Here is a 26,796-nt window from a genome sequence, read left to right as displayed (position 1 = left end):
GAAAAGATAGGTAACGTAAAGCGCGGCCAATACTGATCGTTATGACAATGAATGTCAACCATCGGCGACCGGCTGGCTTGCAGCCGCCCCGGCCAGGATCTGCGCCAGCTTGCCGATTTCGACCGGCTTGACGAGGTGGTGGTCGAAGCCGGCCTGCTTCGACAGCTCGCGGTCGCGCTGCTGGCCGTAGCCCGTCAGCGCAACGTAGACCGCGTGCGCGTGGCGCGCATCGCGGCGCAGGCGGCGCGCCAGTTCATAGCCCGTCATGTCGGGCAGGCCGATGTCGAGGATGAAGACTTCGGTGGCGGGATCGGCACGGTCCAGCGTATCGGCCGCATCCTCGTGCACATGCACGGCGTGGCCGTGGGCGCGCAGCAGCACCGCGAGCGAATGACCGGCGTCGCCGTTGTCGTCGACGATGGTGACCGTGAGCGGACGCGCCTCTCCGTTGCCCTCGCCCGACCGCACGACCTGCCCCACCTCGGCATGCGCCAGCGGCAGCGCGACCGTCATCGATGTGCCCTGCTGCGGACCGTCGCTGTGCGCGGCCACCTGCCCGTTGTGCATGCGGACGATGCTCTTCACCAGCGCGAGGCCGATCCCCAGGCCGCCCTGCGAGCGGTCCGGCGCGCGGTCGGCCTGCGTGAACAGGTCGAACACGTGCGGCAGCAGTTGCGCATCGATGCCGGTACCGTTGTCGCGCACGCTCACCTCGGCCGTGGTGTCGCCGGCGGTGACGGCGAGGACGATGCGGCCGCCCGGCGGCGTGTACTTGGCCGAGTTGTTGAGCAGGTTCACGAGCACCTGGATCAGCCGCGTGCGGTCGCCCTCGACCGGCACCGGTTCGTCCGGCAGCTCCACCGTGAGCGCATGCTGGCGCTCCTCAATGTGCGGGCGCGCCTGCTCGACGGCCGCCATCGCGACCTTGTTCAGGTCGAGGATCTCGTTCTCCAGTTTCACCAGGCCGCGCGTGACGCGCGAGACGTCGAGCAGGTCGTCGACGAGCTCCGTCATGTGGCGCACCTGGCGCGAGATGATGTTGCTGGCCTTGAGCCGCAGGCCCTCGTTCACCTCGGGCAGGCGCAGGAGCTGGGCCGCGCTCGTGATCGGCGCCAGCGGATTGCGCAGTTCGTGCGCCAGCATGGCGAGGAACTCGTCCTTCATCTTGTTGTGGCGCTCGGCCTCGGCGCGCGCCGCGCGCTCGCTGGCCAGCAGCTGCTCGCGCTCCTGCGCCGCACGCTGCGCCATGTCGTACAGGCGCGCGTTGTCGATGGCGATCGCGGCCTGCACGGCGAACGCGCCGATCAGTTCCTCGCTGCGCTCGCCGAACATGCCGGGCTGCGAATGGCCAAAGAACAAGCCGCCCATCACCTCGCCCGAGCGCGACACCACCGATGCGGCCAGATAGCTCACGACGGGCAGATGCCCCGGCGGCATGCCGTGGTGCGGCGGCATCGAACCGTAGCGCGGGTCCTGGCGGATGTCGTCGCTCCTGATCGGCGCGCTGCCGTAGAACGTCGGTCCGAACACCTTGGTCGGACGCGGCTGGCCGAGATGGGCAAAGGCTTCGCGCGGCGCGCCGGTCAGCGTGTACAGCAGGTAGGCGTCGCCGTGGTCGTCCTTGCCGTTGTAGAAGAAGGAGCCGAATTCGGCGCCCGTGAGCTGCGTGGCCGCGTCGGTAATGGCCTGCATCAGCGGTTCCAGGTCGATGGTCGACGCCAGCGTCTCGCTCGCCCCTTTCATCAGTTCCAGCACCCGGGTTTCCTCGCGCAGCGCTTCCTCGGCACGGATGCGGCGCAGCGCGTCCCACGTGCGGCGCGCGGTGTCTTCCAGCAGGCGCACCTCGTCCGCGAGACGTCCCGCGGCGAGCGGCGCCTGCAGCGCCAGCACGGCCGCCACGCGGCCGCCGTCGATCAGCGGGACGGCGATGCCCGCCTTGCCGTGTCCTTGTGCGTCGGCCGACCACACGGTCGCGCCGGCGCACAGGCGTTCCGGCGCCCCGGGGGCCAGTTGCGCCAGCGGCACGTCGCGTCCGGACTGCGCCGTGAGCGCGCCGCCTTGCCACTGTTCGAGGATCACGGCCGTGCCATCCTCGTGGCGGATCTCGGCGTAGGTCACGGTGGCGTCGTCGAGGTACGCGCCGATCTGGCGCAGCGCGGCCCGCAGCAGCGGCCCGGATGCCGTCTCGCCGCGCAGGATGTCGGCCAGCTCGAGCTGGAAGGCGCGGCGGCGTTCGGCCAGTACCGTTTCCGTCGTTTCGACGAAGGTCACCAGCACGCCTTCCGGCCGCCCGGCATCGCCGTAGAGGGGGCTATACGAATAGGCGAAGTGACAGGTCTCGGGATAGCCGTAGCGGTTGATCGTCAGCGGCAGATCGCTCGAGCCGACGGGCTCGCCCTGCAGCACGCGCGCCCACATCGGGCCGATGATCGGCCAGATCTCCGGCCATGTCGCGCGGGCGTCGCCGCCCAACGCGCCTTCCCGCTTGGCGCCGAGGATGGGGACGTAGGCATCGTTGAAGAATTGCGTGTACTGACTGCCCCAGGCCAGATACATCGGCAACTGGCAATCGAGCAGGGTGCGGATGGCGAGTTTCAGGCTGAACGGCCACTGTTCGACAGGACCGACGGGCGTCGACTCCCACGGATGGCGCCGCATCTGCAGCTCCATGTCGCCCGGCTTCCGGGCAAATGTGTCATCCAGGGACGCAAGATCGAAAGGCCAGGGCATATCGTTGATCGTCATAGTAGAGCCCGGGACGGCTCAGCAGCCCATCATAGCAGGCGCGATGACGATAACGTGACCATATGTTGAAATATTGTCACAAAACCAGCGAAAAATGTTACGCCCTGCCGTCCGTCTCGATGCGCGCGAGCAGGCGCCGGCCCGCGTCGACGATTCTCGGATCCGGCCCCATCTGCGCACGGACGATCATGCCTTCCACGCACAGCATCGCCTCTTCCGCCACCTGCTCCGGCGCCGCCAGGCCCAGGCGCGCGGCCACATCACCGAGATAGCGTTCCAGGTCGCGCTTGTGGCGCACGGCCTGCTCGAGATGGCGGGGGTCAATCGTCGCGCCCGTCTCCGCGACGGCGTTGATGAAGGCGCAGCCGCGGAAATCGTCATGCGCGAACCACTCGCCCAGCGCGCCGGCGACGGCGGCCAGCCCTTCATCGCGCGCGAGCCTTGCGTCGACGGCCGCGGTGAACCAGGACGTCCAGTGTTCGTGGCGCCAGTCGAGGAAGGCGGCGATGAGGTCGTCCTTCGAGGCGAAATGGCGGTACAGCGACATCTTGGCGACGCCGGATTCCGCGACGATCCGATCGATGCCGGTGGCGCGCAAACCGTCGCGGTAGAACAGGCGTTTTGCCGTGTCGAGGATGCGGTCGCGTGCGGAAGGCTGGGCCATGGTTGTCGGATGGGGTCGGAGTGCGGGGCTCCAGTATATGATACAGACCTGTCTAGCTCAACTGACAGGATCGACAGGCCGTGCGGCGCCGCGTTGGCATACGATACAGACCTGTCTACATCATCTTATGAAAGGAATGCGCATGTCCGCCATCGAACCCCGCCCGCCGTTTCCCCCGTTCACCCGTGAAACGGCCATCCAGAAAGTCCGCCTCGCGGAAGACGGCTGGAACAGCCGCACCCCGGAAAAAGTCGCGCTGGCGTACACGCCGGACAGCCGCTGGCGCAACCGCACGGAATTCGTCAACGGCCGCGACCAGATCGTGCAATTCCTCGACCGCAAATGGAAAAAGGAACTGGACTACCGCCTGATCAAAGAGCTCTGGGCCGTGGACGGCAACCGCATCGCCGTGCGCTACGCCTACGAATGGCACGACGATTCCGGCAACTGGTTCCGCACGTTCGGCAACGAGAACTGGGAATTCGACGAGCACGGCCTGATGCAGCGGCGCTATGCCTGCCTGAACGACATGCCCATCCAGGCATCCGAGCGCAAATTCCACTGGCCGCTGGGACGGCGGCCGGATGACCACCCCGGGCTGTCGGACCTGGGGTTATGAGCCTTACTGGATGACGCCGCAGGCGATGCGTTCGCCGCCGCCGCCCAGCGGTTTCGGCTGATCCGCGAAATTGTCGCCGCCGGCGTGGATCATCAGGGCCTTGCCCTTCACTTCGCTCAGTTTCGTCAGGCGCGGCGCCGTCACGGCCGTGCTGGCCCCGCCGTTGTCGCCCACGACGAGCGGCGGCAGGTCGCCCAGGTGACCGTCGCCGGCCGGGCCGGCATGGTGCTTGGACGCCGTCGGATCGAAGTGACCGCCGGCCGCACCGGCCGCGACCTTCTTCCCATCCTTCTCGTTGGTCCCGCAATTGCCCGTTTCGTGCACGTGGAAGCCGTGCGCGCCGGGCGACAGGTTCGTCAGGCTGGGCGTGAACACGAGGCCGCTCGGGGATTCGGACACCGTCACGCTACCGATCATCTTGCCGGTCCCGTCGGCGCTCACGAGGGTCATCGGAGCGTGCAGCTGGTCGGCGGCGTGGGCGCCGGCGGCTGCGGTCAGCGCACATGCGAGTGCGATGAGCGATTTCAAAGTCATGCCGTCTCCTTTCAGGGTTCTTCAGGTTGGGAATGTGTCGCGAGGATAGTGTATTCGATAACGCTTGCGGTGACGCAAGCGTTATCGTGGGCCCGGCAGGAAAATGACGGGGCCGCGCGTACCGATCGAGGAGGCACCATGGATGAGCCTGACGACAATCCGCTCGCACAGATCTATCAACACATCATCGAGACCGATCCCGGGCTCGCCGGCGACGCCAGCCTGCCGGACCGGCTCGAGCGCGCGTATGCGCACGCCGTGGGCCTGGGCTTCACGGACGGCGACGCCATCGACCGCTTCCTCCGCTACGAAGCCACCGCGCCGAATTTTTATCGCCAGCCGGCGATCGATGCCTGGCTCAGGGCACCGGGCCAGCCGGTGGAGCAGCGGTTTGCGGATGTGCTGGCGCGGGTGAAGTCGAGGTTGCGGCGGGATTGAGCGCCAGGACGTCGTCCGTCGTGCGCACGTCGGCGTATTCGCCGTGCAGGTTCGCCAGCGCCATCAAGTGCACATCCTCGGCGCTGCGCAATGTGCCGCCGAAGTCGGTTTTGTCGAAGGTAAAACAGGCATCCGCGACGACCACCGTCGAAAAACCCAGATTGCCGGCCGTGCGCGCGGTCGCCTCCACGGAATTGTTCGTGCTCACGCCGACGATCACGACGTGACGGATGCCGCGCGCGTGCAGCCACCGTTCGAGGCCCGTGTTGATGAAGGCGTCCGGCACGTTCTTTTCGACGACGTGTTCGTGCGCGAGCGGCGTAAAACGTTCCTGGAATTCGGCGCCGCTCTGGCCGGGCGCGAAGACCGACGTCGGGGAGCGGCTGATGTGGCGCACGAAGACGATGGCTCGATCCCGCTCCCGCCACACGGCCAGCAGGCGGGCGATGTTGGCTTCCGCCTGCGGGTTGTTCCGGGGCGGCAGCGTGGAGCTGAGCATGCCTTTTTGCATGTCGATGATGAGCAGGGCGGTCATGGGGTCCTCGTGGAATCGGGGAAAGTCGCCTCGCCAAAACGCTCCACGATGAAATCGATGAAGCTGCGCAGCTTGGGCGAGCGATAACGGTCCGGCAGGTAGACGATGTGCATCGGCCGCTCCGGCAAGCCATACTCGGGAAACAGCTGGACGAGCCGCCCTGCCCGCACGTCGGCCTCGAGCAGGATCGTCGGCTGCAGCACGATGCCGAGCCCTTGCAGGGCCGCGGTGCGCAATGCCTGCCCGTTGTTGATCTTGACGCGGCCGTTGACGGGGACCTGGCAGACGTCGTGATCGTGCCGGAACCGCCACTGGTTGATGCTGGCGGCGCCAAACGCGAGGCAATCGTGCCGTGCCAGGTCGGCGGGCGTGGCCGGCGTGCCGCGCCGCGCGAGGTACTCGGGCGACGCACACAGCATCAACCGATACGGCATCAGCGGCCGGGCGACGACGTTCGCATCCGGCGGCAACTGGCCGACCCGGATGATGGCCTCGTAGCCGTCTTCCATCAGGTCCACGAAGCGATCGGAGATATCCAGTTCCACATCCACTTGCGGATAGCGCGCCAGATAATCGGACAGCACCGGCGCCAGCGCCTCGGTGCCAAACGTGACGGGTGCGCTGACGCGCAACGTGCCCGCCGGCGCAAGCCGCATCGTGTGCGCCTGGGCGTCGGTCTCGGCGACGAGCCGCAGGATCTCCTTGCAGCGCGCATAGTAGTCCTCGCCGAACGCCGTCACGTGCTGGCGCCGCGTCGTGCGGTGCATCAGCTGCATGCCGAGTCTCTGTTCGAGTGCGCGCACATGGTTGCCGGCCATCGTCGCCGACATGCCGCACACATCCGCCGCCGCGCTGAGGCTGCCCTTCTCGACGGTGAGCACGTAGACCTTCATGCTGTCCAGCAGATCCATTCGCAAGTCCTGGTTGGAAATGTTGCAAGAAAAGCTGAGTTTATCGTCTTTCGCTGTGCAATCACACTTGGCATCTCATTTCAACGGGAGTCAATGCCATGTACGCCATCCAGCTTATCGAACCATCCCTCACCGCCTTCCGCCGCGTGTCCTTGCCCGATCCGCAGCCGGGACCGGGCGAAGTCCTCATCCGCCTGCGCGCGGCCGCCCTGAACTACATCGACGTCGCCGTGGCAACCGGACGCTTTCCCGGCGCGACGCTGCCGATGGTGCCTGTTGCCGACGGCGCCGGCGACATTGTCGCGCTGGGCGCGGACGTCGCTGATGTCGCGCTCGGCGACCGGGTGATCCCGCACTTCATGCCGGACTGGCTCGACGGGCCGATGCGTCCGCAGCGGATCGCGGCCATGCGCGGCATCACGCGGCCGGGATCGCTGTCGGAATATGTGGCCGTGCCGGCGCACAGCGTCGTGCGTCTGCCGGATCACCTCGATTTCGCACAGGGCGCGACGTTGCCGATCGCGGCCACGACGGCGTGGAATGCGGTGCGCTCGGCGCAAGTGCGGCCCGGCTCGACGGTCGTCGTCCTGGGCACGGGCGGCGTCAGCGTGTTCGCGCTGCAGTTCGCGAAGGCGAGCGGTGCGACCGTCATTCTCGTGTCGTCGTCGGACGAAAAGCTGGAACGCGGGCGCGCGTTCGGGGCGGATCACCTCGTGAATTATCGCGCGATGCCGGAGTGGGACAAGGCCGTGCTGGAGATGACGGGCGGACGTGGCGTCGACCTCGTCGTGGAGACCGTCGGCGGAGCATCGTTTGCGCGCTCGCTGAACGCCGTGGCGATGGGCGGGACTGTGTTCACGGTCGGCTTTGTGGCGGGATCGGAGACGTCATTCGACCTGCTGACGGTGATCGGAAAGGCGGTGCGGATCGTCGGCAACAGCACGGGGTCGGTGGCGGATCTGGCGGAGGCTGTGCGGGCGATCGCGGCGAATCGGATCGTGCCGGTGGTCGACCGACGGTTCGGGATCGACGAGGCGGCGGCGGCGTATGCCGAGCTGGCGGCTGGATCTCGGCATGTCGGCAAGCTGGCGATCATGCACGAGTGACGAGTGATTGGACGAAAAAAAACGGCACCCCTCGAGGTGCCGTTTTCATCAGCTGTTCAAGCTACGACTGAAGCGATCACTCGCCGTCGCCGTGGTGCTCCGCCTGAGCAGCCTGCTGCTGATCTTCCATCGCCTGCAGCTCGGCCGCCATATTGGCCTTCTCCTGCTGCAGCAGCGCTGCGCGCTCTTCGGCTTCCCACGCTTCTTTCTCCTTGCGGGCGCGGTGGAACGCGAGACCCGTACCGCCCGGGATCAGGCGGCCGACGATGACGTTTTCCTTCAGGCCGCGCAGACCGTCGCGCTTGCCCATGATCGCCGCTTCGGTCAGCACGCGGGTGGTTTCCTGGAACGATGCGGCCGAGATGAACGAGTCGGTCGACAGCGATGCCTTGGTAATACCCAGCAGCACGTTCTCGTAGGTCGCCGGCAGCTTGCCTGCGGCCGTCACGCGGTCGTTTTCTTCCAGCAGTTCCGAACGCTCCACCTGCTCGCCGACGATGTAGTCGGTGTCGCCGGCTTCGACGATCTGCACGCGGCGCAGCATCTGGCGAACGATCACCTCGATGTGCTTGTCGTTGATCTTCACGCCCTGCAGACGGTACACGTCCTGCACTTCGTCGACGATGTAGCGGGCCAGCGCTTCGATACCCAGCAGGCGCAGGATGTCTTGCGGATCGGCAGGGCCGTCCACGATCATCTCGCCCTTGTTCACCACCTGGCCGTCGTGCACCAGCACTTGCTTGTCCTTGGTGATCAGGAACTCGTGCTTGTTGCCGTCCATGTCGGTGATTTCCAGGCGCTGCTTGCCCTTGGTCTCTTTACCGAATGCGACCGTACCGGTGACTTCCGCCAGCATGCCGGCATCTTTCGGCGAACGAGCTTCGAACAGCTCGGCAACGCGCGGCAGACCACCGGTAATGTCACGGGTCTTCTGCGATTCGGTCGGGATACGTGCAAGCACTTCACCCACCGACACTTGCTGGCCATCCTTCACCATGATCAGCGCGCCGACCTGGAAGCCAATCGTCACGGCGTGCTCGGTGCCGGCGATCTTGACTTCCTGACCTTCGGCGTTGAGCAGCTTGACCTGCGGGCGGTTGACCTTGCCCGAGCCGCGGCGTTTCGGGTCGATCGCGACCAGGGTCGACAGGCCGGTGACCTCGTCCACCTGGCGAGCGACGGTGACGCCCTCTTCCACGTTCTCGAACTTGATCGTACCGGCGTACTCGGTGATGATCGGACGGGTCAGCGGGTCCCACGTTGCCAGCGGCACGCCGGCCTTGACCGTCATGCCATCCTGCACGGCCAGGGTCGCGCCGTACGGCACCTTGTGACGCTCGCGCTCGCGGCCGTGGTCGTCCGTGATCAGCACTTCGCCCGAACGCGAAATGACGATCTGGGCGCCCTTGCCGTTGGTCACGTAACGCATGGTCGCCGTGAAGCGAACCGTACCGTTCGACTTGGCTTCCACCGACGATGCCACTGCCGCACGCGATGCCGCACCACCGATGTGGAACGTACGCATGGTCAGCTGGGTACCCGGCTCACCGATCGACTGTGCCGCCACGACGCCGACGGCTTCGCCGGCGTTGACCAGCAGGCCGCGGCCCAGGTCACGGCCGTAGCACTTCGCGCACAGGCCATAACGGGTGTCGCAGTTCAGCGGCGTGCGGACCTTGACTTCGTCGATGCCCAGACGCTCGATCTCTTCGACCATGTCTTCGTCCAGCAGCGTGCCGGCTTCGTACAGGGTCGCCTGCGTTTCCGGATTGACGATGTCGGTACCGGCCACGCGGCCGAGGATACGGTCGCGCAGGGCTTCGATCACTTCACCGCCTTCGACCATCGCCTTCATCAGCGTGCCGTTGGAGGTGCCGCAATCGTCTTCCGTCACCACCAGGTCCTGCGTCACGTCGACCAGACGACGGGTCAGGTAACCCGAGTTTGCCGTCTTCAGCGCGGTGTCGGCCAGACCTTTACGGGCGCCGTGCGTCGAGATGAAGTACTGCAGAACGTTCAGGCCTTCGCGGAAGTTCGCGGTAATCGGCGTTTCGATAATCGAGCCGTCCGGCTTCGCCATCAGGCCGCGCATACCGGCCAGCTGACGGATCTGGGCTGCGGAACCGCGGGCGCCCGAGTCGGCCATCATGTAGATGGCGTTGAACGACTCTTGCGTGCCCTGGGTGCCGTCGCGCTTCGTGACCGGCTCCACCTTGAGCTGGTCCATCATCGCCTTGCCCACTTCGTCCGAGGTCTTGCCCCAGATGTCGACGACCTTGTTGTAACGCTCGCCGGCGGTGACCAGACCCGAGGCGTACTGCTGCTCGATCTGCTTCACTTCCGCTTCGGCGGTCGAGATCATGCCCTTCTTGACGTCCGGGATCAGCATGTCGTCCACGGCGATCGAGATACCGGCGCGCGTTGCGAGACGGAAGCCCGACTGCATCAGCTTGTCGGCGAACACGACGGTCGCACGCAGGCCGCACTTGCGGAACGACGTGTTGATCAGCTTCGAGATCTCTTTCTTCTTCAGCGCGCGGTTCAGCACCGAGAACGGCAGGCCTTTCGGCAGGATCTCGGACAGGATCGCACGGCCGACCGTGGTCTCGTAGCGGGTCAGGGTCTGGTCGAAACCGCCTTCGGCGTTGCGCGGGAATTCCACGATACGCACGGTGATGCGGGTCGCCAGTTCGACTTCCTTGTTGTCGTACGCGCGGATGACTTCCGACACGTCCGGGAACAGCATGCCTTCGCCCTTGGCGTTGATCGCCTCGCGGGTCGCGTAGTACAGGCCCAGCACGATATCCTGCGACGGCACGATCGACGGTTCGCCGTTCGACGGGAACAGGATGTTGTTCGACGCCAGCATCAGCGTGCGCGCTTCCATCTGGGCTTCGATCGACAGCGGGACGTGGACTGCCATCTGGTCACCGTCGAAGTCGGCGTTGAACGCCGCGCAGACCAGCGGGTGCAGCTGGATTGCTTTACCTTCGATCAGGACCGGCTCGAACGCCTGGATACCGAGACGGTGCAGCGTCGGCGCACGGTTCAGCATCACCGGGTGTTCCTTGATGACTTCTTCCAGGATGTCCCAGACGACCGGTTCCTGCTGCTCGACCAGCTTCTTCGCAGCCTTGATGGTGGTCGCGAGACCCATCAGTTCCAGCTTGTTGAAGATGAACGGCTTGAACAGTTCCAGGGCCATCAGCTTCGGCAGACCGCACTGGTGCAGTTTCAGCTGCGGACCCACCACGATGACCGAACGGCCCGAGTAGTCGACGCGCTTGCCCAGCAGGTTCTGACGGAAGCGGCCGCCCTTGCCCTTGATCATTTCAGCCAGCGACTTCAGCGGACGCTTGTTGGCGCCGGTCATCGCCTTGCCGCGACGGCCGTTGTCCAGCAGCGAGTCCACCGCTTCCTGCAGCATGCGCTTCTCGTTACGCGTAATGATTTCCGGAGCGCGCAGTTCCATCAGGCGCTTCAGACGGTTGTTACGGTTGATGACGCGGCGGTACAGGTCGTTCAGGTCGGACGTGGCGAAACGGCCGCCGTCCAGCGGGACGAGCGGACGCAGCTCCGGCGGCAGGACCGGGAGCACTTCCATGATCATCCATTCCGGCTTGATGCCCGAACGCTGGAACGCCTCGAGCACTTTCAGGCGCTTGGCGTATTTCTTGATCTTGGCTTCCGACTTCGACTCTTTGAGTTCGACGCGCAGGGCTTCGGCTTCGCGGTCGATGTCGATCGAGCGCAGCAGTTCACGGATGCCCTCGGCGCCCATGAATGCGGTGAAGTCGTCGCCGTACTCTTCGTACTTGGCGGCGTAGTCGTCTTCCGACATGATCTGGCACTTCTTCAGCGGGGTCATGCCCGGATCGGTCACGACGTAGGCTTCGAAGTACAGGACGCGTTCGATATCGCGCAGCGTCATGTCCAGGACCATGCCCAGACGCGACGGCAGCGACTTCAGGAACCAGATGTGGGCGACCGGCGAGGCCAGCTCGATGTGGCCCATGCGCTCACGACGGACTTTCGCCAGGGTGACTTCGACGCCGCACTTCTCGCAGATGACGCCGCGGTGCTTCAGGCGCTTGTACTTGCCGCACAGGCATTCGTAGTCCTTGATCGGACCAAAGATTTTTGCGCAAAACAGGCCATCACGTTCCGGCTTGAACGTACGGTAGTTGATGGTTTCCGGCTTCTTGACTTCGCCGTACGACCACGAACGGATTTTCTCGGGCGACGCCAGGCCAATCTTGATGGCGTCGAAGCTCTCGTTTTGCTGAACTTGCTTGAATAGATCGAGCAGTGCTTTCATTTATCACTCCGGGTGATTGAATTCTTTACTTCAGTCGCATCACTTATTCCGTCGTTCCCGCGAAAGCGGGAACCCATACCAGCATGGATCCCCGCTTTCGCGGGGATGACGGCGTAATGTGCAACGCCGTGCGGTGCTTTAGTTACGCTCGAGATCGATGTCGATACCCAGCGAGCGAATCTCTTTCACCAACACGTTGAACGATTCCGGCATACCCGCGTCGATCACGTGGTCGCCCTTGACCAGGTTCTCGTACACCTTGGTACGGCCGTTCACGTCGTCCGACTTCACGGTCAGCATTTCCTGCAGCACGTACGATGCGCCGTACGCTTCCAGTGCCCACACCTCCATCTCACCGAAGCGCTGGCCACCGAACTGCGCCTTACCGCCCAGCGGCTGCTGGGTCACCAGCGAGTACGGGCCGGTCGAGCGGGCGTGCATCTTGTCGTCGACCAGGTGGTGCAGCTTCAGCATGTGCATGAAGCCCACGGTCACCTTGCGTTCGAACGCTTCGCCGGTGCGGCCGTCGAACATCGTGACCTGGTTCTTCGACGGGGTCATGCCCAGGTGCTTGGCGATCGGGTCGGGGAAGGCCAGGTCCAGCATGCGGCGGATTTCTTCTTCGTGCGCACCGTCGAACACCGGGGTCGCGAACGGCACGCCGTTCTTGAGGTTGTTCGCCAGTTCGACGATTTCCTCGTCGCTGAAGTTGTCCAGGTCTTCCTTCTTGCCCGTTTCGTTGTAGATCTTGCCCAGGAAGGCGCGCAGTTGCTCGGTCTCGGCCTTGGCCTTGATCATTTCGCCCAGGCGCAGGCCCAGACCCTTTGCCGCCCAACCCAGGTGGGTTTCCAGGATCTGACCGACGTTCATACGCGACGGCACGCCCAGCGGGTTCAGCACGACGTCGGCCGGCGTACCGTCGGCCATGAACGGCATGTCTTCCACCGGCACGATACGCGAGACCACACCCTTGTTACCGTGGCGGCCCGCCATCTTGTCGCCCGACTGCAGGCGGCGCTTCACGGCCAGGTAGACCTTGACCATCTTCTGCACGCCCGGCTGCAGCTCGTCGCCCTGCGTGAGCTTCTTGCGCTTCTCTTCGAAGGCGAGGTCGAACTGGTGACGCTTCTCGTTGATCGACTCCTTCATCGCCTCCAGTGCGTTGGCGGTTTCGTCGTCGGCCGGACGGATGTCGAACCAATGGAACTTGTCCAGGTCGTCCAGGTAAGCCTTGTCGATCACGGCACCCTTCGCCAGCTTCTTCGGACCGCCGTTGACGGTCTTGCCGACCAGCAGACGCTCCAGACGCTGGAACGCGTCGCCTTCGACGATACGCAGCTGGTCGTTCAGGTCCAGGCGGAAGCGCTTCAGCTCGTCGTCGATGATCTGCTGGGCGCGCTTGTCGCGCACGATGCCTTCGCGGGTGAACACTTGCACGTCGATCACGGTACCGACCATGCCCGACGGCACGCGCAGCGACGTGTCCTTCACGTCCGACGCTTTTTCGCCGAAGATCGCGCGCAGCAGCTTCTCTTCCGGCGTCAGCTGGGTTTCGCCCTTCGGCGTCACCTTACCGACCAGCACGTCACCGGCCTGCACTTCGGCGCCGATGTAGACGATGCCCGACTCGTCCAGGCGAGCCAGCTGGTTTTCCGCCAGGTTCGAGATGTCGCGGGTGATTTCTTCAGGGCCCAGCTTCGTGTCGCGTGCGACGACCGACAGTTCCTCGATGTGGATCGAGGTGTAGCGGTCATCCTTGACGACGTTTTCCGAGATCAGGATCGAGTCCTCGAAGTTCAGGCCGTTCCACGGCATGAACGCCACCAGCATGTTCTGGCCCAGTGCCAGTTCGCCCAGGTCGGTCGAGGCGCCGTCGGCGATGACGTCGCCGCGTGCCACGCGATCGCCCACTTTCACGATCGGACGCTGGTTGATGTTGGTGTTCTGGTTCGAACGGGTGTACTTGATCAGGTTGTAGATGTCGACACCGACTTCGCCAGCCTGCGCTTCCTCGTCGTTCACGCGGATCACCACGCGGCCGGCGTCGACGTAATCGACGATACCGCCACGGGTTGCCTGCACGGTCGTGCCCGAGTCGACGGCGACGGTGCGCTCGATGCCGGTACCGACGAAGGCTTTTTCCGGACGCAGGCAAGGCACGGCCTGGCGCTGCATGTTGGCGCCCATCAGTGCACGGTTCGCGTCGTCGTGCTCGAGGAACGGAATCAAGGAAGCTGCCACCGACACGATCTGGCCCGGCGCCACGTCCATATACTGGATGCGTTCCGGCGAGACCAGGATGGTTTCGCCCGCTTCACGTGCCGACACCAGCTCGTCGACCAGCGTACCGGTCTCGTCGATCGCGGCGTTCGCCTGGGCGATGATGTAGCGGCCTTCTTCGATCGCCGACAGGTATTCGATCTTGTCGGTGACTTTCGAACCTTCGACCTTGCGGTACGGGGTTTCCAGGAAGCCGTATTCGTTCAGGCGGGCGAACAGTGCCAGCGAGTTGATCAGGCCGATGTTCGGGCCTTCAGGCGTTTCGATCGGGCAGACGCGGCCGTAGTGGGTCGGGTGCACGTCGCGGACTTCGAAGCCGGCGCGCTCGCGGGTCAGGCCGCCCGGGCCCAGTGCGGAAACACGGCGCTTGTGCGTGATTTCCGACAGCGGGTTGGTCTGGTCCATGAACTGCGACAGCTGCGACGAACCGAAGAATTCGCGGATTGCGGCCGAGATCGGCTTGCTGTTGATCAGGTCGTGCGGCATCAGGTTGTCCGCTTCGGCCTGGCCGAGGCGTTCCTTGACGGCGCGTTCGACGCGCACGAGGCCGGCGCGGAACTGGTTTTCGGCCAGCTCGCCCACGCAACGCACGCGGCGGTTACCCAGGTGATCGATGTCGTCGACTTCGCCGCGGCCATTGCGCAGCTCGACCAGGATCTTGATCACGGCCAGGATGTCTTCGTTCGACAGGGTCATGTCGCCGACCAGCTCGTCGCGGCCGATGCGGCGGTTGAACTTCATGCGGCCGACGGCGGACAGGTCGTAGCGCTCCGGGCTGTAGAACAGGCCGTGGAACAGCGCTTCCACCGATTCTTCGGTCGGCGGTTCGCCAGGACGCATCATGCGGTAGATCGCCACGCGCGCGGCCGTCTGGTCGGCGGTGTCGTCGGTGCGCAGCGTCTGCGAGATGTAGGCGCCCTGGTCCAGGTCGTTGGTGTACAGCGTCTGGATCGCGTCGATGTTGGCGTCGCGCAGCTTGCCCAGCAGTTCGTCGGTCAACTCGTCGTTGGCGTTGGCAATGATTTCGCCCGTGTCGCCGTCGACGACGTTCTTCGCCAGCACGCGGCCGATCAGGTAGTCTTCCGGCACCGAGATGTGCGTGATGCCGGCGTTCTCGACGTCGCGCACGTTCTTGGCGTTGATGCGCTTGTCCTTCGTCACGAGCGTCTTGCCCGACTTCGGATCGACGATGTCGAAGCGCGCGACTTCGCCGCGCAGGCGCTCGGCCACGAATTCCAGTTCCGCGCCTTCCGAACGCAGGTTGAAATTGTCGAACACGAAGAAGTTGGCGAGGATCTGCTCCGGCGTCATGCCGATGGCTTTCAGCAGGATCGTCACCGGCATCTTGCGGCGGCGGTCGACGCGGAAGAACAGGATGTCTTTCGGGTCGAACTCGAAGTCCAGCCACGAGCCGCGGTAAGGAATGATACGTGCCGAGAACAGCAGCTTGCCCGACGAGTGCGTCTTGCCGCGGTCGTGCTCGAAGAACACGCCCGGCGAACGGTGCAGCTGCGAGACGATCACGCGCTCGGTGCCGTTGATCACGAACGAGCCGTTGGCGGTCATGAGCGGCAGTTCGCCCATGTACACTTCCTGTTCCTTCATTTCCTTCACGACCGGCTTGGTCGGCGATTCCTTGTCCAGGATCACCAGACGCACCTTGGCGCGCAGCGGCGACGCGAAGGTCAGGCCGCGTTGTTGGCATTCCTTGACGTCGAAAGCGGGGTCACCCAGCACGTAAGAGAGGAATTCGAGGCGCGCAAACCCGTTGTGCGACACGATCGGGAAGATGGAGGTGAAAGCCGATTGCAGACCTTCGTTCTTGCGTGCGGAGGGCCCAGTGTCCGCCTGCAGGAAATTCTCGTAAGACTCCAGCTGCGTAGCGAGGAGGTAGGGAACGTTGTGAACGTTGGCGCGCTTCGCGAACGACTTGCGAATGCGTTTCTTCTCAGTAAATGAGTAGTGCATGGACACTCCGTGAGTGACAGAAAGGATGAGAATTCAGGAATTGCCAGTAGTTAAGCCACCACATGCAAGGCCTCAAATCTCGCCGCATTCGGCCGGGTGATTAGGAACCGGTGCTGCTGTGTTACGATAATGCTGTGCTGCAGTGCTTCCAAAACAGGGGTACGGCATCGGGTACGTCGCAAAACCGGCTCCGCGTTGCATATTTGGTTTGCGATGCCCGCGGCGGTTTTTCAAGGTTCCCTGTATTTTGTCGTAGGGACGACAAAAGAGCCAAAGCCGCATACCCCACCTTCCGGCGGGGATCTGCGCGCTTTGACTCCGGCGCCGGGCGCTGTTTCCAGCGCCCTTTGCATATGTATTACTTGAGCTCGGCCTTGGCGCCAGCTTCTTCCAGCTTCTTCTTAGCGGCTTCAGCGTCAGCTTTCGGCAGGGCTTCCTTGACGGTCTTCGGTGCGCCATCGACCAGGTCCTTGGCTTCTTTCAGGCCCAGACCGGTGATTTCGCGGACGGCCTTGATGACGCCGACCTTGTTCGCGCCGACTTCAGCCAGCACGACGTTGAACTCGGTCTGCTCTTCAGCAGCCGGTGCAGCGGCGCCGCCGCCAGCTGCCGGAGCTGCCATTGCAGCTGCCGACACGCCGAACTTCTCTTCGAATGCCTTGACCAGGTCGTTCAGTTCCATGACCGACATTGCGCCAACTGCGTCCAGGAACTCTTCTTTGCTAATTGCCATTTGAAACTCCAAATTGTGATGTGTGATTAGTACTTGAGCAAAAAGGCTTGCTTATTCTGCTGCAGCGGCTTCTGCCGGTGCTGCGGAACCTTCGCCTTTTTGTGCTGCGATTGCAGCCAGAACTCGTGCAAAGCCGGACACCGGAGCCTGCATGACGCCCAGCAGCTGGGCGATGAGGACTTCACGGCTCGGGATGCTTGCCAGCGCGTTGACGCCGGCGACATCCAGGTTCTTACCAGCGTAGTTACCGCCCTTGACCACCAGTTTGTCGTTGGTCTTCGAGAAGTCGCTGAGCACCTTGGCTGCTGCGACGGCGTCGTCCGAGATCGAGTAGATCAGCGGACCAACCATGGTCTCAGCCAGCGGTGCGAACTGGGTGCCTTCCACAGCGCGACGAGCCAGCGTGTTCTTCAGAACACGCAGGTACACGCCCTGCGAACGAGCATTTGCACGGAGTTTCGTCAGAGCACTAACCTGGATGCCACGGTACTCGGCGACGACGATGGTTTGCGCGGTTGCTACTTTTGCGCTAACTTCTTCGACGACGACCTTTTTGTCATTCAGATTAAGACCCACGGTCAATCTCCTTAAATGATGTGAGGGACGTCCCCCGCATCGGTTCGAACACGGCGTCCGAAGTTAAGAAGTACGACAAAGCATCGACTACAAAACTTGTTCGGGTTCGCCATCTGCGTTGGGTGTTGTATTAACCTCAAGCTCAACCTCTGCTATCGGCCCAACGGTCTTTGATTGCCTGGCGGGGTTCAGTCCGCCAGCCCAAAGATCTGCCCTACGCTACTCTGTAGGGGCTTCATTCTTTGCTATTAAGCAGCCAGGGTAGCGTGATCGACACGCACGCCGGCGCCCATGGTCGACGAGATCGCGACCTTGCGCAGGTAGATACCCTTCGACGAAGCCGGCTTGGCTTTGTTCAGGGCGTCGATCAGCGCGACCAGGTTGGTCTTCAGCTGTTCGTCGCTGAACGACTTACGGCCGATGGTGGCGTGCACGATACCGGCCTTGTCGGTACGGTACTGGACCTGACCAGCCTTGGCATTGCGCACGGCGCCAGCCACGTCCGGGGTCACGGTGCCGACTTTCGGGTTCGGCATCAGGCCGCGCGGGCCCAGGATCTGGCCCAGGGTACCGACGATACGCATGGTGTCCGGCGAAGCGATCACGACGTCGAACGGCATGTCGCCGGCCTTGACGCGCTCTGCCAGGTCTTCCATGCCGACGATGTCGGCGCCGGCGGCTTTAGCCTGCTCGGCCTTGTCGCCCTGTGCGAAGACGGCGACGCGGACGGTCTTGCCGGTACCAGCCGGCAGAACGACGGAACCGCGAACGACCTGGTCCGACTTCTTCGGATCCACGCCCAGCTGAACGGCGACGTCGATCGACTCGTTGAACTTGGCGGTTGCGAATTCTTTGACGATCGAAACGGCATTGTCGAAAGCGTAGACCTTGTTACGGTCGACTTTGGCTTTCATTTCTTTGACGCGCTTGGACAGCTTAGCCATTTAGATACCCTCCACCGTGATGCCCATCGAACGTGCCGAGCCGGCCACGACGCGCACAGCGGCGTCCAGGTCAGCGGCGGTCAGGTCCGGCTGCTTGATTTTTGCGATTTCTTCAGCCTGGGCACGGGTCAGCGTGCCGACCTTGTCGGTATGCGGCTTCGGCGAGCCTTTGGTGACGCCCGAGAACTTCTTGATCAGGTACGTTGCCGGCGGGGTCTTCATCTCGAAAGTGAAGGACTTGTCCGCGAAGGCGGTGATCACGACCGGAATCGGCATGCCCGGTTCCATGCCTTGAGTCTTGGCATTGAAGGCCTTGCAGAATTCCATGATGTTCAGACCGCGCTGGCCGAGGGCCGGGCCGATCGGGGGGACGGGTTTGCTTTACCAGCCGGCACTTGCAGCTTGATAAAACCGACGATTTTCTTTGCCATGATGGCTCCTTTGTCGATTATGAGTGGTAGCGCTCCACCTGGCGCCCCGATCAAGCTACTGCGCGTTGCAGTTTCGGCCTGCGATGCTCGCTGTACCCATGTACAGCTGCGCCTCTCAACCGAAACTGCCGCCGCTCGCTACGCTTTCTCGGAGTGCCTTCTCATTAGGCGGAGCTCCTCTTATCGGATTCCGCCTTGCTGCTGCGACGCTCCGATTCGGCGTTTTAGACTTTCTCCACCTGCCCGAACTCCAGTTCCACCGGAGTCGCGCGGCCGAAGATGGTGACAGACACCCGCACCTTCGATTTTTCGTAGTTGACTTCTTCGACGCTGCCGTTGAAGTCGGTGAACGGGCCTTCCTTGATGCGCACCTGCTCGCCCACTTCGTACAGCACTTTGGGCCGCGGCTTTTCGACACCTTCCTGGACCTGCTGCATGATCTTGTCGATCTCGCGCGCCGGAATCGGGGTCGGCTTGTTGCTCTTGCCGCCGATGAAGCCGGTGACTTTCGGCGTGTTCTTCACGAGGTGCCAGGTCTCGTCGGTCATTTCCATCTCGACCAGCACATAACCCGGGAAGAAGCGGCGCTCGGACACCGATTTGCTGCCATTCTTGACTTCGACCACTTCTTCGGTCGGAACCAGGATTTGGCCGAACTGTTCCTGCATGCCGGCGCGCTCGATGCGATCGATCAGGCCGCGCATCACACTTTTTTCCATGCCGGAATAGACATGCACGACATACCAGCGCTTGTTGCTGACCGGAGTACTCAGCGGCGCACCAGCGTCTTGTGCCGGGGCATCGCCCGGCACGTTATCTTGCTGCACGTTATCGCTCATTATTGTTTCCACCCCAGGATCACGTCGTACATCAGAAATTCCAGAATCTTATCCGTGCCCCACAGGAAAATTGCCATCACCAGCACGAACCCGAACACCACGGCGGTGATCTGGGTCGCTTCCTTGCGGGTAGGCCATACAACCTTCTTCGTTTCACGTACGGATTCCTTCGCGAAGCTCAGGAAATCGCGACCGGTGGCGGAAGTCCACAACAGCAGGACGGCAATAGCCAAACCAGCCACGAGTGCGCCTGCGCACATCAGGGCTGGTTTGTTCTGGCCTTTCAGAATGAAAAAGCCGACCACGCCTGCAATCGTAGCAACCACTGCCAGCGCGACCTTGAACTTGTCGTTCGAGGTGCCGACGGTTTGCACGGATTGATTAGACATACTTAATTTACTTTCGGGTGCCTGGCACCGAATTCGGTGGCAGGGGCGGAGGGCATCGAACCCCCAACCTTCGGTTTTGGAGACCGACGCTCTGCCAATTGAGCTACGCCCCTACAAAAACTTCTAGTTGAATCGAGCATTATACGCTACTTGGGTATTTCGCGCAACACTCTATTGTTGGGCGGAACAGAAACGTTCCGCCCGGAGGTATTACTTGATCAGGCGATTAGGCCAGGATCTTGGCAACCACGCCGGCGCCGACGGTACGGCCGCCTTCGCGGATTGCGAAGCGCAGACCTTCTTCCATCGCGATCGGCGCGATCAGCTTGACGGTGATCGACACGTTGTCGCCCGGCATGACCATTTCCTTGTCGGCCGGCAGCACGATCGAACCGGTCACGTCAGTCGTACGGAAGTAGAACTGCGGACGGTAGTTGTTGAAGAACGGGGTGTGACGGCCGCCCTCGTCCTTCGACAGGACGTACACTTCGCCCGTGAAGTCGGTGTGCGGCTTGATCGAACCCGGCTTGGCCAGAACCTGACCACGCTGGACGTCTTCACGCTTGGTACCGCGCAGCAGCAGGCCGACGTTGTCGCCAGCTTGACCCTGGTCCAGCAGCTTGCGGAACATTTCCACGCCGGTGCAGGTCGTCTTGACGGTATCGGTGATGCCGACGATTTCGATCTCTTCGCCGACCTTGATGATGCCGCGCTCGACACGACCGGTCACCACGGTACCGCGGCCCGAGATCGAGAACACGTCTTCCACCGGCATCAGGAAGGCGCCGTCAACGGCACGTTCCGGCGTCGGGATGTAGGTGTCCAGCGCTTCGGCCAGGCGCATGATGCACTCTTCGCCCATTTCGCCCGGCTGGCCTTCCAGCGCCATACGCGCCGAACCCTTGATGATCGGCAGGTCGTCGCCCGGGAACTCGTACTTCGACAGCAGTTCGCGCACTTCCATTTCGACCAGTTCCAGCAGTTCCGCGTCGTCGACCAGGTCGCACTTGTTCAGGAACACGATGATGTACGGAACACCCACCTGGCGCGCCAGCAGGATGTGTTCGCGGGTCTGCGGCATCGGACCGTCAGCGGCCGAGCACACCAGGATCGCGCCGTCCATCTGGGCAGCACCGGTGATCATGTTCTTGATGTAGTCGGCGTGGCCCGGGCAGTCGACGTGAGCGTAGTGACGGTTGGCCGTCTCGTACTCGACGTGCGCGGTGTTGATCGTGATGCCGCGTGCTTTTTCTTCCGGAGCCGCGTCGATCTGGTCGTACGCCTTGGCTTCGCCGCCGAATTTCTTCGACAGAACGGTTGCGATTGCAGCCGTCAGGGTGGTTTTGCCGTGGTCAACGTGACCAATGGTGCCGACGTTCACGTGCGGCTTGGTCCGTTCGAATTTTTCCTTTGCCATTCTCGACTCCTAAGATCCTAACGATATTGAAAATTACCAGGCACACCTGACGGTCGAAACTGCCGACAGCCGTCTAAATTCTGGTGCCCTTGACGTGGATTGAACACGTGGCCTCTCCCTTACCAAGGGAGTGCTCTACCACTGAGCTACAAGGGCTTATTTTGAAACTGGAGCGGGTGAAGGGAATCGAACCCTCGTCATAAGCTTGGAAGGCTTCAGCTCTACCATTGAGCTACACCCGCGCGAGGTACGTCTCAGCTTCAACATTCGATTCACTACACGATCAACGCATTTGGTGGTGGGGGCTGGATTCGAACCAGCGTACTCAGAGAGGGCAGATTTACAGTCTGCTGCCTTTAACCACTCGGCCACCCCACCGCGAAGAACCGCAGAGTATGAAGCAACATAAAAACTTCGTCAACTGTTTTTGCTCGAACTGATCAAACTCAAACAGTGTCGCTGCTTCGGGGCGTGATTGTAACGGCCGCAGTTCAAACCCGCAAGGGCTGTTTGCAATAAACAATCCGAGCCGGTCCTTGGAACGTTTGCGCTACACTGTATTTACGTCGAAGGGGCCTCGAGCATGGACCTGAATCGCAGCGGCAGTCAAGAACGGCAGGGGCTCCGGCTGTGGCTGGCCAACCTGGCGACCGTCGCCGTCTACCTCGGCACCCTCCTGCTGAGCCACACGCTGGCCCTGCCGGCCGGCTATGCCACCCCCATCTACCTGCCGGCCGGCGTCGGGTTCGCATTGACCGTCGTCTTCGGCTGGCGTGCCCTCCCCGGCATCGCCATCGGCGCGTTCCTGGCCCACCTGCCCGATGGCTGGATGGACGCCGACACCGCCCCCGGGATCGCCGCCGTCGCCACGGCCGTCGCCACGCTGGGCTCGCTGACCCAGGCCTGGATCGGCGCGCAATGGTTTCGCCGCCTCGTCGATCCCGCGCTCGGCACGGCGCGCGACGTCGCCCGCTTCCTGGCGCTGACGCCCGTGTTCTGCCTGATCAACCCGACCGTCAACGTGGCCGCCCTGTACCGACTCGGCCTGCTGACCGCGGCCGCGCAGGCGCCGAACTGGATCAACTGGTGGGCCGGCGACGCGGTCGGGGTCCTGCTCGCGGCGCCGCTCGTGTGGATCGTATGCGGCCAGCCGCGCCGGCTATGGCGCCGGCGCGCGCGGCTCGTCGCCCTGCCGCTGCTGCTGGCGGCCGGCGTCGTCATTGCCGCCTACGAGCAGGCCGTGCATTGGGAACACCAGCAATATCTGCAAACGTACCGCCTCAAGGCGCAGCAGGTGGCCGACGAGCTGCAGGCGGAGCTGCGCGAGCACGAGCGCTTCGTCGACACGTTCGCGCGCGCGCTCGGCGCGGAAGACCGGTTCATGGAACGCGACCGCTTCCTGCGCACGGCCAGCGGCTACGTCGACGGCCGGCCCGACATCGCCGCGATCAACTGGCTGGTACCGGTGACGAACGACGAACGGAACGCCTTCGAGACCTGGGTCCGCATCAACGTCGATCCCGATTTCACCGGCCTGCGCGACCTGGGCCGGAACGGACGGCTCCTTCCGGCCGGCACGCGGGCGCGCTACCTGCCCCTGCTGTACACGTGGCCGCCGGTCAATACGATGGTACGCGGCATGGACTTTCTCACGGCCCCCGAACGCGCCGAAGCGGTCGCGCGCGCCCTGGCCGGCACCGCCCCCACGGCCAGCGGCCCGATCAGGCTGGTAATCAACGGCGCCACCGGCATCGCCTTGTTCCGCGCCGTCAGGGAACCCGGCCGGCCGCTGCTGGGCATGCTCGCCCTGCTCCTCGACACGAACGCCTTCGTCCGGCAGGCGGTGCGGCACGTCGGCTTTCCCGGCTTCGACGTCAGCCTGGCCGATGCGACCCCGGCTGCCACGCGGCGCACGCTGGCGGGCGATCCCGGCCGCCGCGCCGTCAGCGGCGATTACACCGTCATGCTGGAATTCGGCGGCCGCACCCTGCAGTTGCGCTTTTCGCCGACGGCCGCCTACATGGAGGGCGAGCGGCGACTGGCCAGCTGGATCGTGCTCACGACGGGCCTGCTGCTGGCCGCGCTGCTGGGCGCGCTGATGCTGATCGTCAGCGGCGAGCGCGCCCAGATCGAGGCCCAGGTGGCGGACCGCACGGCGCGCCTGCAGGCCATCCTCGACAATGCGGCCGACGCCATCGTCACCGTCGGTGCGGACGGCCAGGTGCTGTCCGCCAACCGCGCCACGGCGGCGCTGTTCGGCTATCCGCCGGCCCACCTGGCCGGCCTCGCGTTCACGGCGCTCGTGCCGGGACACGGCGGCGAGACCGGCCCCGACCTGCTGGCCCGCCTGGCCGGAAGCGCACCCGACGACCGCCAGCTGGACGGCCTGAACGCGCAGGGCGAGCCGTTGCCGCTGGCGGTGTCCGTGTCCATCGTCGACCTTGCGGGCGAGCGCCTGTTCGTGTGCATCCTGCGCGACCTGACGGAGCAGCAGCGCGCCCAGGCGCGCATTCACCGCCTGGCCCACCACGACCCGCTGACGGGCCTGGAAAACCGCCATGCGCTCGGCATGCGCCTGGAGCAGCAGCTGGCGCAGGCGCGCCGCGCGCGCCAACCGCTGGCCGTGCTGTTCATCGACCTCGACCACTTCAAAAAGATCAACGATTCGCTCGGCCACCAGGCCGGCGACGAACTGTTGACGGGCGCGGCCGCGCGCATGAAAGACCTGCTGCGCGACGTCGACACCCTCGCCCGCCTCGGCGGCGACGAATTCATCATCGTGCTGGGCGGCCCGCTGTCGCCGGACAGCGTCAGCACGGTGGCGGTGCGTCTCGTCGAATCGCTGCAGCAACCCTACCGCCTGGCCGGCACGACGGCGCACAGCGGCGCCAGCGTGGGCGTGGCGTTATTCCCCGAAGACGGCACCGACCCCGACACCCTGCTGCGCCACGCCGACATGGCGATGTATGCGGCCAAGCGCGAGGGCCGCGGCAATTTCCAGTTCTTCTCGCCCGCGATGAACGCGGCCACGCACGAGCACCTGATGCTGGAGAACCGCATGTGGACGACGCTGGAAAAAGGCGGCTTCGACGTGCATCTGCAGGCCCAGGTGGAACTCGAGACGGGGCGCGTGATCGGCGCCGAGGTGCTGTTGCGCTGGCAAGATCCGGAACTGGGCAACATCGATCCCGGCCGCTTCATTCCCATCGCCGAGGAATCGGGGCTGATCCTGCCGCTCGGCGACTGGGTGCTGGCGCGCGCCATGGCCCTGCTGGCCGAGTGGCGGGAAGACGGCATGAGCCAGCTGCGCCTGGCCGTGAACCTGTCGGCGCGCCAGTTCAGCGGCGGCGCCCTGCTGTCGCGCCTGGACCAGCTGCTCGCCGAACACGCGATCGATCCGGCCCGGCTGGAACTGGAGATCACGGAAACGGCGGCCATGCGCGACCCGGAAAACACGCGCAATCTGCTGCTGCAGCTGCGCGCGCGCGGCTTCAAGCTGGCGATCGACGACTTCGGCACGGGCTACTCGTCGCTGGCCTACCTGAAGCTGTTCGCGATCGACCGCATCAAGATCGACCGCGGCTTCGTGCGCGACATCGAGACGAATCCGAACGACGCCGCCATCGTCGACGCGACCATCGGCCTCGCGCACGCGCTCGGGCTGGGGGTGATCGCGGAAGGGGTGGAGACGAGGGCGCAGTGCGGCTTCCTGCGCGACCGGAACAGCGACGAGGCGCAGGGCTATCTGTTCGGGCGGCCGATGCCGGTGCGCGAATTCCGCGACTTCGTCAGGGCGCAAGCGCAGCCAGTACCTGGCCTTTGAGCGCCTTGATGAGGGCCGTCTCGTCGGGCGGCACGCCTTCCGGCGCCGTCGCCGTACGGTCGGCATAGAACAGGCCCAATTGAACCTTGCCCACCACCAGCGGCAGCACGATGAAGCTCTCCGCATCCGGCAGCAGCGCCTTGTGCCAAGCCGGCAGCAGGTCGCGGATCTTGGCGCTGCGCGCGTCCGAGATCATCAGGTCGGCGTCGTTTTCCATCGCCAGATAAAACAGGTCGCGCCCGCCCTTTTCGCCGCCCGCCGTGAGCGGAAAGGTAAAACCTTCCTGCGCGCGCGCGTGCGCAAGCCCGAACGAGGCGCGGGCCCGGTACTGGTCGGCGCGCACGTCCTTGAGCACGACCGTCGCGAAGCGGAAGCCCAGCGCCGTGTACAGCGTCTCCAGCACGGCCAGCACCACGTCGTTGACCTTGTGCCGGCCCGAGGCGCGCATCTGAGTGACGTCCTGCACGCCGGCCAGCAGCAGGTCGCGCGCATTCTTCGGCTTGCCGCTCGGGTAGGTGCCCTGCGATTCTTCCGCGCCACCGAGGGTCGCCAGCACCAGCACGTTGGGCAAGCCGCCCTTGTCCTCGTCCGGCGCGCGGCGCGGCACGGGCTGCAGGTTCATGCTCTCCAGGAGGCTCTTCAGTTCGAACGCCACCGTCTCGAACAGCTCGTCCAGCTCGGCCGCGCCGATGTTCAGCGCGGTGCCGTAGCGTGCCAGCAGCGCCTGCGCTTCCGGCGTGTCGGACGGCGTGGCCGTCTTCCCCATCAGGCGCGCGACGTCCAGGCTGAACGACGCCACCTGGCGCATCCACTCGCCGCGGTTGACGGCCAGTTTCAGCGCGCCGGCTTCCAGCGGGCGCTGGGCGCGCATGATCACGTCGGGGATCTTCCACTCGCCCAGCACGGCCTCGGTCAGCGCGTCGAAGCCGCAGCCGAGGATCATCTGCGCCGCCTGGGGCACCGTGTGCTTGCCGGTCGCGATGAGGGCCTGGATCTCGCGGTAGCGGTCATGCTCGTGCGACGCCACCAGCAGCGCGCCGAGATTCTTGAACAGCGCACCGATCGACGCTTCCTCCGCGCCCTGATAAAAACTGTGGCGCGCCATTTCGCGCCCGACAAGGCTCGCGCACAGCGACGCTTCCAGTTCCACGCGCACGCTGTACGCATGGTCGCTGCTGGCCAGCGCGTCGACGAGCAGCATCGCCAGCGCGACCGTGCGCACGTTGTCGAAGCCCAGCAGGGAGATCGCGCGCGACACCGTCGTGACGGCCGTTCCGGCGGCCGTGCGGTAGCGGACCGTGTTCGCCAGGCGCAGGATGCGCTGCGTGAGCGCGACGTCGGACAGCACGTAGTGCGCGAGGTCGTGGGTGCCCTGGTCGTCCGACGTGGCCATCTGCACGACACGCGCGATGGCGCTGCCGAGCGCGAACATGTCCTCGTCGCCGCAGACTTTCTGCAGCAGCGCGGCGCGCACGCGGCGCCCGTCCGGCGGCGAACCGGGGTGGGGATTCGGGTTCGTCATGATG

18 protein-coding genes, 4 tRNA genes and 1 pseudogene are annotated in these 26,796 nt (G+C 64.3%); 4 read left to right on the top strand and 19 right to left on the bottom strand.

What is annotated here, in order from left to right:
- Positions 1 to 54: 54 nt before the first annotated feature.
- Positions 55 to 2,670, bottom strand: a complete 2,616-nt coding sequence (locus tag BVG12_RS21545) for an ATP-binding protein (RefSeq protein ID WP_169926836.1) — start codon at positions 2,668 to 2,670, stop codon at positions 55 to 57.
- Between the two features lie 172 nt (positions 2,671 to 2,842).
- Positions 2,843 to 3,409 carry a TetR/AcrR family transcriptional regulator gene (locus BVG12_RS21540; RefSeq protein WP_075794191.1) on the bottom strand — a complete coding sequence of 189 codons (567 nt, stop codon included), beginning with the start codon at positions 3,407 to 3,409 and terminating at the stop codon, positions 2,843 to 2,845.
- Positions 3,410 to 3,551: 142 nt separating this feature from the next.
- On the opposite strand from BVG12_RS21540, the gene BVG12_RS21535 reads away from it, so the two are divergent.
- Complete coding sequence (locus tag BVG12_RS21535) at positions 3,552 to 4,028, top strand: nuclear transport factor 2 family protein (protein ID WP_075794190.1); 477 nt, start codon at positions 3,552 to 3,554, stop codon at positions 4,026 to 4,028.
- Between the two features lie 3 nt (positions 4,029 to 4,031).
- Here BVG12_RS21535 and sodC read toward each other — a convergent pair whose 3' ends face one another.
- Positions 4,032 to 4,562: a superoxide dismutase family protein gene (gene sodC, locus BVG12_RS21530; RefSeq protein WP_075794189.1), complete on the bottom strand. Its 531-nt coding sequence runs from the start codon at positions 4,560 to 4,562 to the stop codon at positions 4,032 to 4,034.
- 138 nt (positions 4,563 to 4,700) lie between these two features.
- On the opposite strand from sodC, the gene BVG12_RS21525 reads away from it, so the two are divergent.
- Positions 4,701 to 5,000, top strand: coding sequence for a hypothetical protein (locus BVG12_RS21525; protein ID WP_075794188.1), 300 nt, complete (start codon positions 4,701 to 4,703; stop codon positions 4,998 to 5,000).
- Here BVG12_RS21525 and BVG12_RS21520 read toward each other — a convergent pair.
- Positions 4,921 to 5,535 (bottom strand): cysteine hydrolase family protein, encoded by a 615-nt coding sequence (locus tag BVG12_RS21520; RefSeq protein WP_083685294.1) that lies wholly within the window; start codon positions 5,533 to 5,535, stop codon positions 4,921 to 4,923. The genes BVG12_RS21525 and BVG12_RS21520 overlap by 80 nt on opposite strands.
- Positions 5,532 to 6,446, bottom strand: a complete 915-nt coding sequence (locus BVG12_RS21515) for a LysR family transcriptional regulator (RefSeq protein ID WP_075794187.1) — start codon at positions 6,444 to 6,446, stop codon at positions 5,532 to 5,534. The genes BVG12_RS21520 and BVG12_RS21515 overlap by 4 nt, the downstream gene beginning before the upstream one ends.
- 98 nt (positions 6,447 to 6,544) lie before the next feature.
- Here BVG12_RS21515 and BVG12_RS21510 point away from each other — a divergent pair, with 98 nt between their 5' ends.
- Positions 6,545 to 7,552: a zinc-dependent alcohol dehydrogenase family protein gene (locus tag BVG12_RS21510; protein WP_075794186.1), complete on the top strand. Its 1,008-nt coding sequence runs from the start codon at positions 6,545 to 6,547 to the stop codon at positions 7,550 to 7,552.
- Between the two features lie 76 nt (positions 7,553 to 7,628).
- Here the strand turns inward: BVG12_RS21510 and rpoC are convergent, their stop codons facing one another.
- From rpoC to BVG12_RS21445, 13 genes and pseudogenes are all read right to left on the bottom strand, one after another.
- Complete coding sequence (gene rpoC / locus BVG12_RS21505) at positions 7,629 to 11,870, bottom strand: DNA-directed RNA polymerase subunit beta' (RefSeq protein WP_075794185.1); 4,242 nt, start codon at positions 11,868 to 11,870, stop codon at positions 7,629 to 7,631.
- A 138-nt stretch (positions 11,871 to 12,008) separates the two neighbouring features.
- On the bottom strand, positions 12,009 to 16,118 hold the full coding sequence (gene rpoB / locus BVG12_RS21500; RefSeq protein WP_075794184.1) for a DNA-directed RNA polymerase subunit beta: 4,110 nt from the start codon (positions 16,116 to 16,118) through the stop codon (positions 12,009 to 12,011).
- Positions 16,119 to 16,476: 358 nt separating this feature from the next.
- Entirely contained in the window at positions 16,477 to 16,851 is a 375-nt protein-coding gene (gene rplL / locus BVG12_RS21495) for a 50S ribosomal protein L7/L12 (RefSeq protein WP_052234154.1), read from the bottom strand.
- A 51-nt stretch (positions 16,852 to 16,902) separates the two neighbouring features.
- The gene (gene rplJ, locus BVG12_RS21490) at positions 16,903 to 17,427 is read right to left on the bottom strand and encodes a 50S ribosomal protein L10 (RefSeq protein ID WP_075794183.1); all 525 of its coding nucleotides are present in this window, start codon (positions 17,425 to 17,427) and stop codon (positions 16,903 to 16,905) included.
- A gap of 248 nt (positions 17,428 to 17,675) precedes the next feature.
- Positions 17,676 to 18,371 (bottom strand): 50S ribosomal protein L1, encoded by a 696-nt coding sequence (gene rplA / locus BVG12_RS21485; protein WP_075794182.1) that lies wholly within the window; start codon positions 18,369 to 18,371, stop codon positions 17,676 to 17,678.
- A pseudogene (gene rplK / locus BVG12_RS21480) lies at positions 18,372 to 18,802 on the bottom strand (50S ribosomal protein L11).
- Between the two features lie 224 nt (positions 18,803 to 19,026).
- Complete coding sequence (nusG, locus tag BVG12_RS21475) at positions 19,027 to 19,641, bottom strand: transcription termination/antitermination protein NusG (protein WP_075794181.1); 615 nt, start codon at positions 19,639 to 19,641, stop codon at positions 19,027 to 19,029.
- Positions 19,641 to 20,030, bottom strand: a complete 390-nt coding sequence (secE, locus tag BVG12_RS21470; protein ID WP_036239067.1) for a preprotein translocase subunit SecE — start codon at positions 20,028 to 20,030, stop codon at positions 19,641 to 19,643. The genes nusG and secE overlap by 1 nt, the downstream gene beginning before the upstream one ends.
- A gap of 37 nt (positions 20,031 to 20,067) precedes the next feature.
- A tRNA-Trp gene (locus BVG12_RS21465) sits at positions 20,068 to 20,143 on the bottom strand.
- Positions 20,144 to 20,256: 113 nt separating this feature from the next.
- Positions 20,257 to 21,447 carry an elongation factor Tu gene (gene tuf / locus BVG12_RS21460; RefSeq protein ID WP_075794180.1) on the bottom strand — a complete coding sequence of 397 codons (1,191 nt, stop codon included), beginning with the start codon at positions 21,445 to 21,447 and terminating at the stop codon, positions 20,257 to 20,259.
- Between the two features lie 81 nt (positions 21,448 to 21,528).
- Positions 21,529 to 21,603 (bottom strand) — tRNA-Thr (locus BVG12_RS21455).
- Positions 21,604 to 21,615: 12 nt separating this feature from the next.
- Positions 21,616 to 21,689: transfer RNA gene (locus tag BVG12_RS21450), tRNA-Gly, on the bottom strand.
- Positions 21,690 to 21,740: 51 nt separating this feature from the next.
- Positions 21,741 to 21,825: transfer RNA gene (locus tag BVG12_RS21445), tRNA-Tyr, on the bottom strand.
- Positions 21,826 to 22,030: 205 nt separating this feature from the next.
- Between BVG12_RS21445 and BVG12_RS21440 the strand changes: the two genes are divergently transcribed.
- Positions 22,031 to 25,270: an EAL domain-containing protein gene (locus BVG12_RS21440; protein ID WP_075794179.1), complete on the top strand. Its 3,240-nt coding sequence runs from the start codon at positions 22,031 to 22,033 to the stop codon at positions 25,268 to 25,270.
- On the opposite strand, the gene BVG12_RS21435 is transcribed toward BVG12_RS21440, so the two are convergent.
- A complete protein-coding gene (locus BVG12_RS21435; protein ID WP_075794178.1) occupies positions 25,236 to 26,792 on the bottom strand; it encodes an HDOD domain-containing protein in 1,557 nt (518 codons plus the stop codon). The genes BVG12_RS21440 and BVG12_RS21435 overlap by 35 nt on opposite strands.
- Between the last annotated feature and the right edge of the window lie 4 nt (positions 26,793 to 26,796).

This window comes from Massilia putida (assembly GCF_001941825.1).
Taxonomy (GTDB): Bacteria; Pseudomonadota; Gammaproteobacteria; order Burkholderiales; family Burkholderiaceae_D; genus Telluria; species Telluria putida.
This window is presented reverse-complemented; position numbering and strand designations above follow the sequence as displayed.

Coding starts and splice junctions, on each gene's coding strand:
- tuf (WP_075794180.1), bottom strand. CDS start 21,447: ATGGCAAAGGAAAAATTCGAACGGACCAAGCCGCACGTGAACGTCGGC.
- BVG12_RS21440 (WP_075794179.1), top strand. CDS start 22,031: ATGGACCTGAATCGCAGCGGCAGTCAAGAACGGCAGGGGCTCCGGCTG.
- sodC (WP_075794189.1), bottom strand. CDS start 4,562: ATGACTTTGAAATCGCTCATCGCACTCGCATGTGCGCTGACCGCAGCC.
- BVG12_RS21525 (WP_075794188.1), top strand. CDS start 4,701: ATGGATGAGCCTGACGACAATCCGCTCGCACAGATCTATCAACACATC.
- BVG12_RS21540 (WP_075794191.1), bottom strand. CDS start 3,409: ATGGCCCAGCCTTCCGCACGCGACCGCATCCTCGACACGGCAAAACGC.
- BVG12_RS21535 (WP_075794190.1), top strand. CDS start 3,552: ATGTCCGCCATCGAACCCCGCCCGCCGTTTCCCCCGTTCACCCGTGAA.
- rpoB (WP_075794184.1), bottom strand. CDS start 16,118: ATGCACTACTCATTTACTGAGAAGAAACGCATTCGCAAGTCGTTCGCG.
- BVG12_RS21435 (WP_075794178.1), bottom strand. CDS start 26,792: ATGACGAACCCGAATCCCCACCCCGGTTCGCCGCCGGACGGGCGCCGC.
- rplA (WP_075794182.1), bottom strand. CDS start 18,371: ATGGCTAAGCTGTCCAAGCGCGTCAAAGAAATGAAAGCCAAAGTCGAC.
- BVG12_RS21510 (WP_075794186.1), top strand. CDS start 6,545: ATGTACGCCATCCAGCTTATCGAACCATCCCTCACCGCCTTCCGCCGC.
- BVG12_RS21515 (WP_075794187.1), bottom strand. CDS start 6,446: ATGGATCTGCTGGACAGCATGAAGGTCTACGTGCTCACCGTCGAGAAG.
- nusG (WP_075794181.1), bottom strand. CDS start 19,641: ATGAGCGATAACGTGCAGCAAGATAACGTGCCGGGCGATGCCCCGGCA.
- BVG12_RS21545 (WP_169926836.1), bottom strand. CDS start 2,670: ATGGAGCTGCAGATGCGGCGCCATCCGTGGGAGTCGACGCCCGTCGGT.
- BVG12_RS21520 (WP_083685294.1), bottom strand. CDS start 5,535: ATGACCGCCCTGCTCATCATCGACATGCAAAAAGGCATGCTCAGCTCC.
- rpoC (WP_075794185.1), bottom strand. CDS start 11,870: ATGAAAGCACTGCTCGATCTATTCAAGCAAGTTCAGCAAAACGAGAGC.
- secE (WP_036239067.1), bottom strand. CDS start 20,030: ATGTCTAATCAATCCGTGCAAACCGTCGGCACCTCGAACGACAAGTTC.
- rplL (WP_052234154.1), bottom strand. CDS start 16,851: ATGGCAATTAGCAAAGAAGAGTTCCTGGACGCAGTTGGCGCAATGTCG.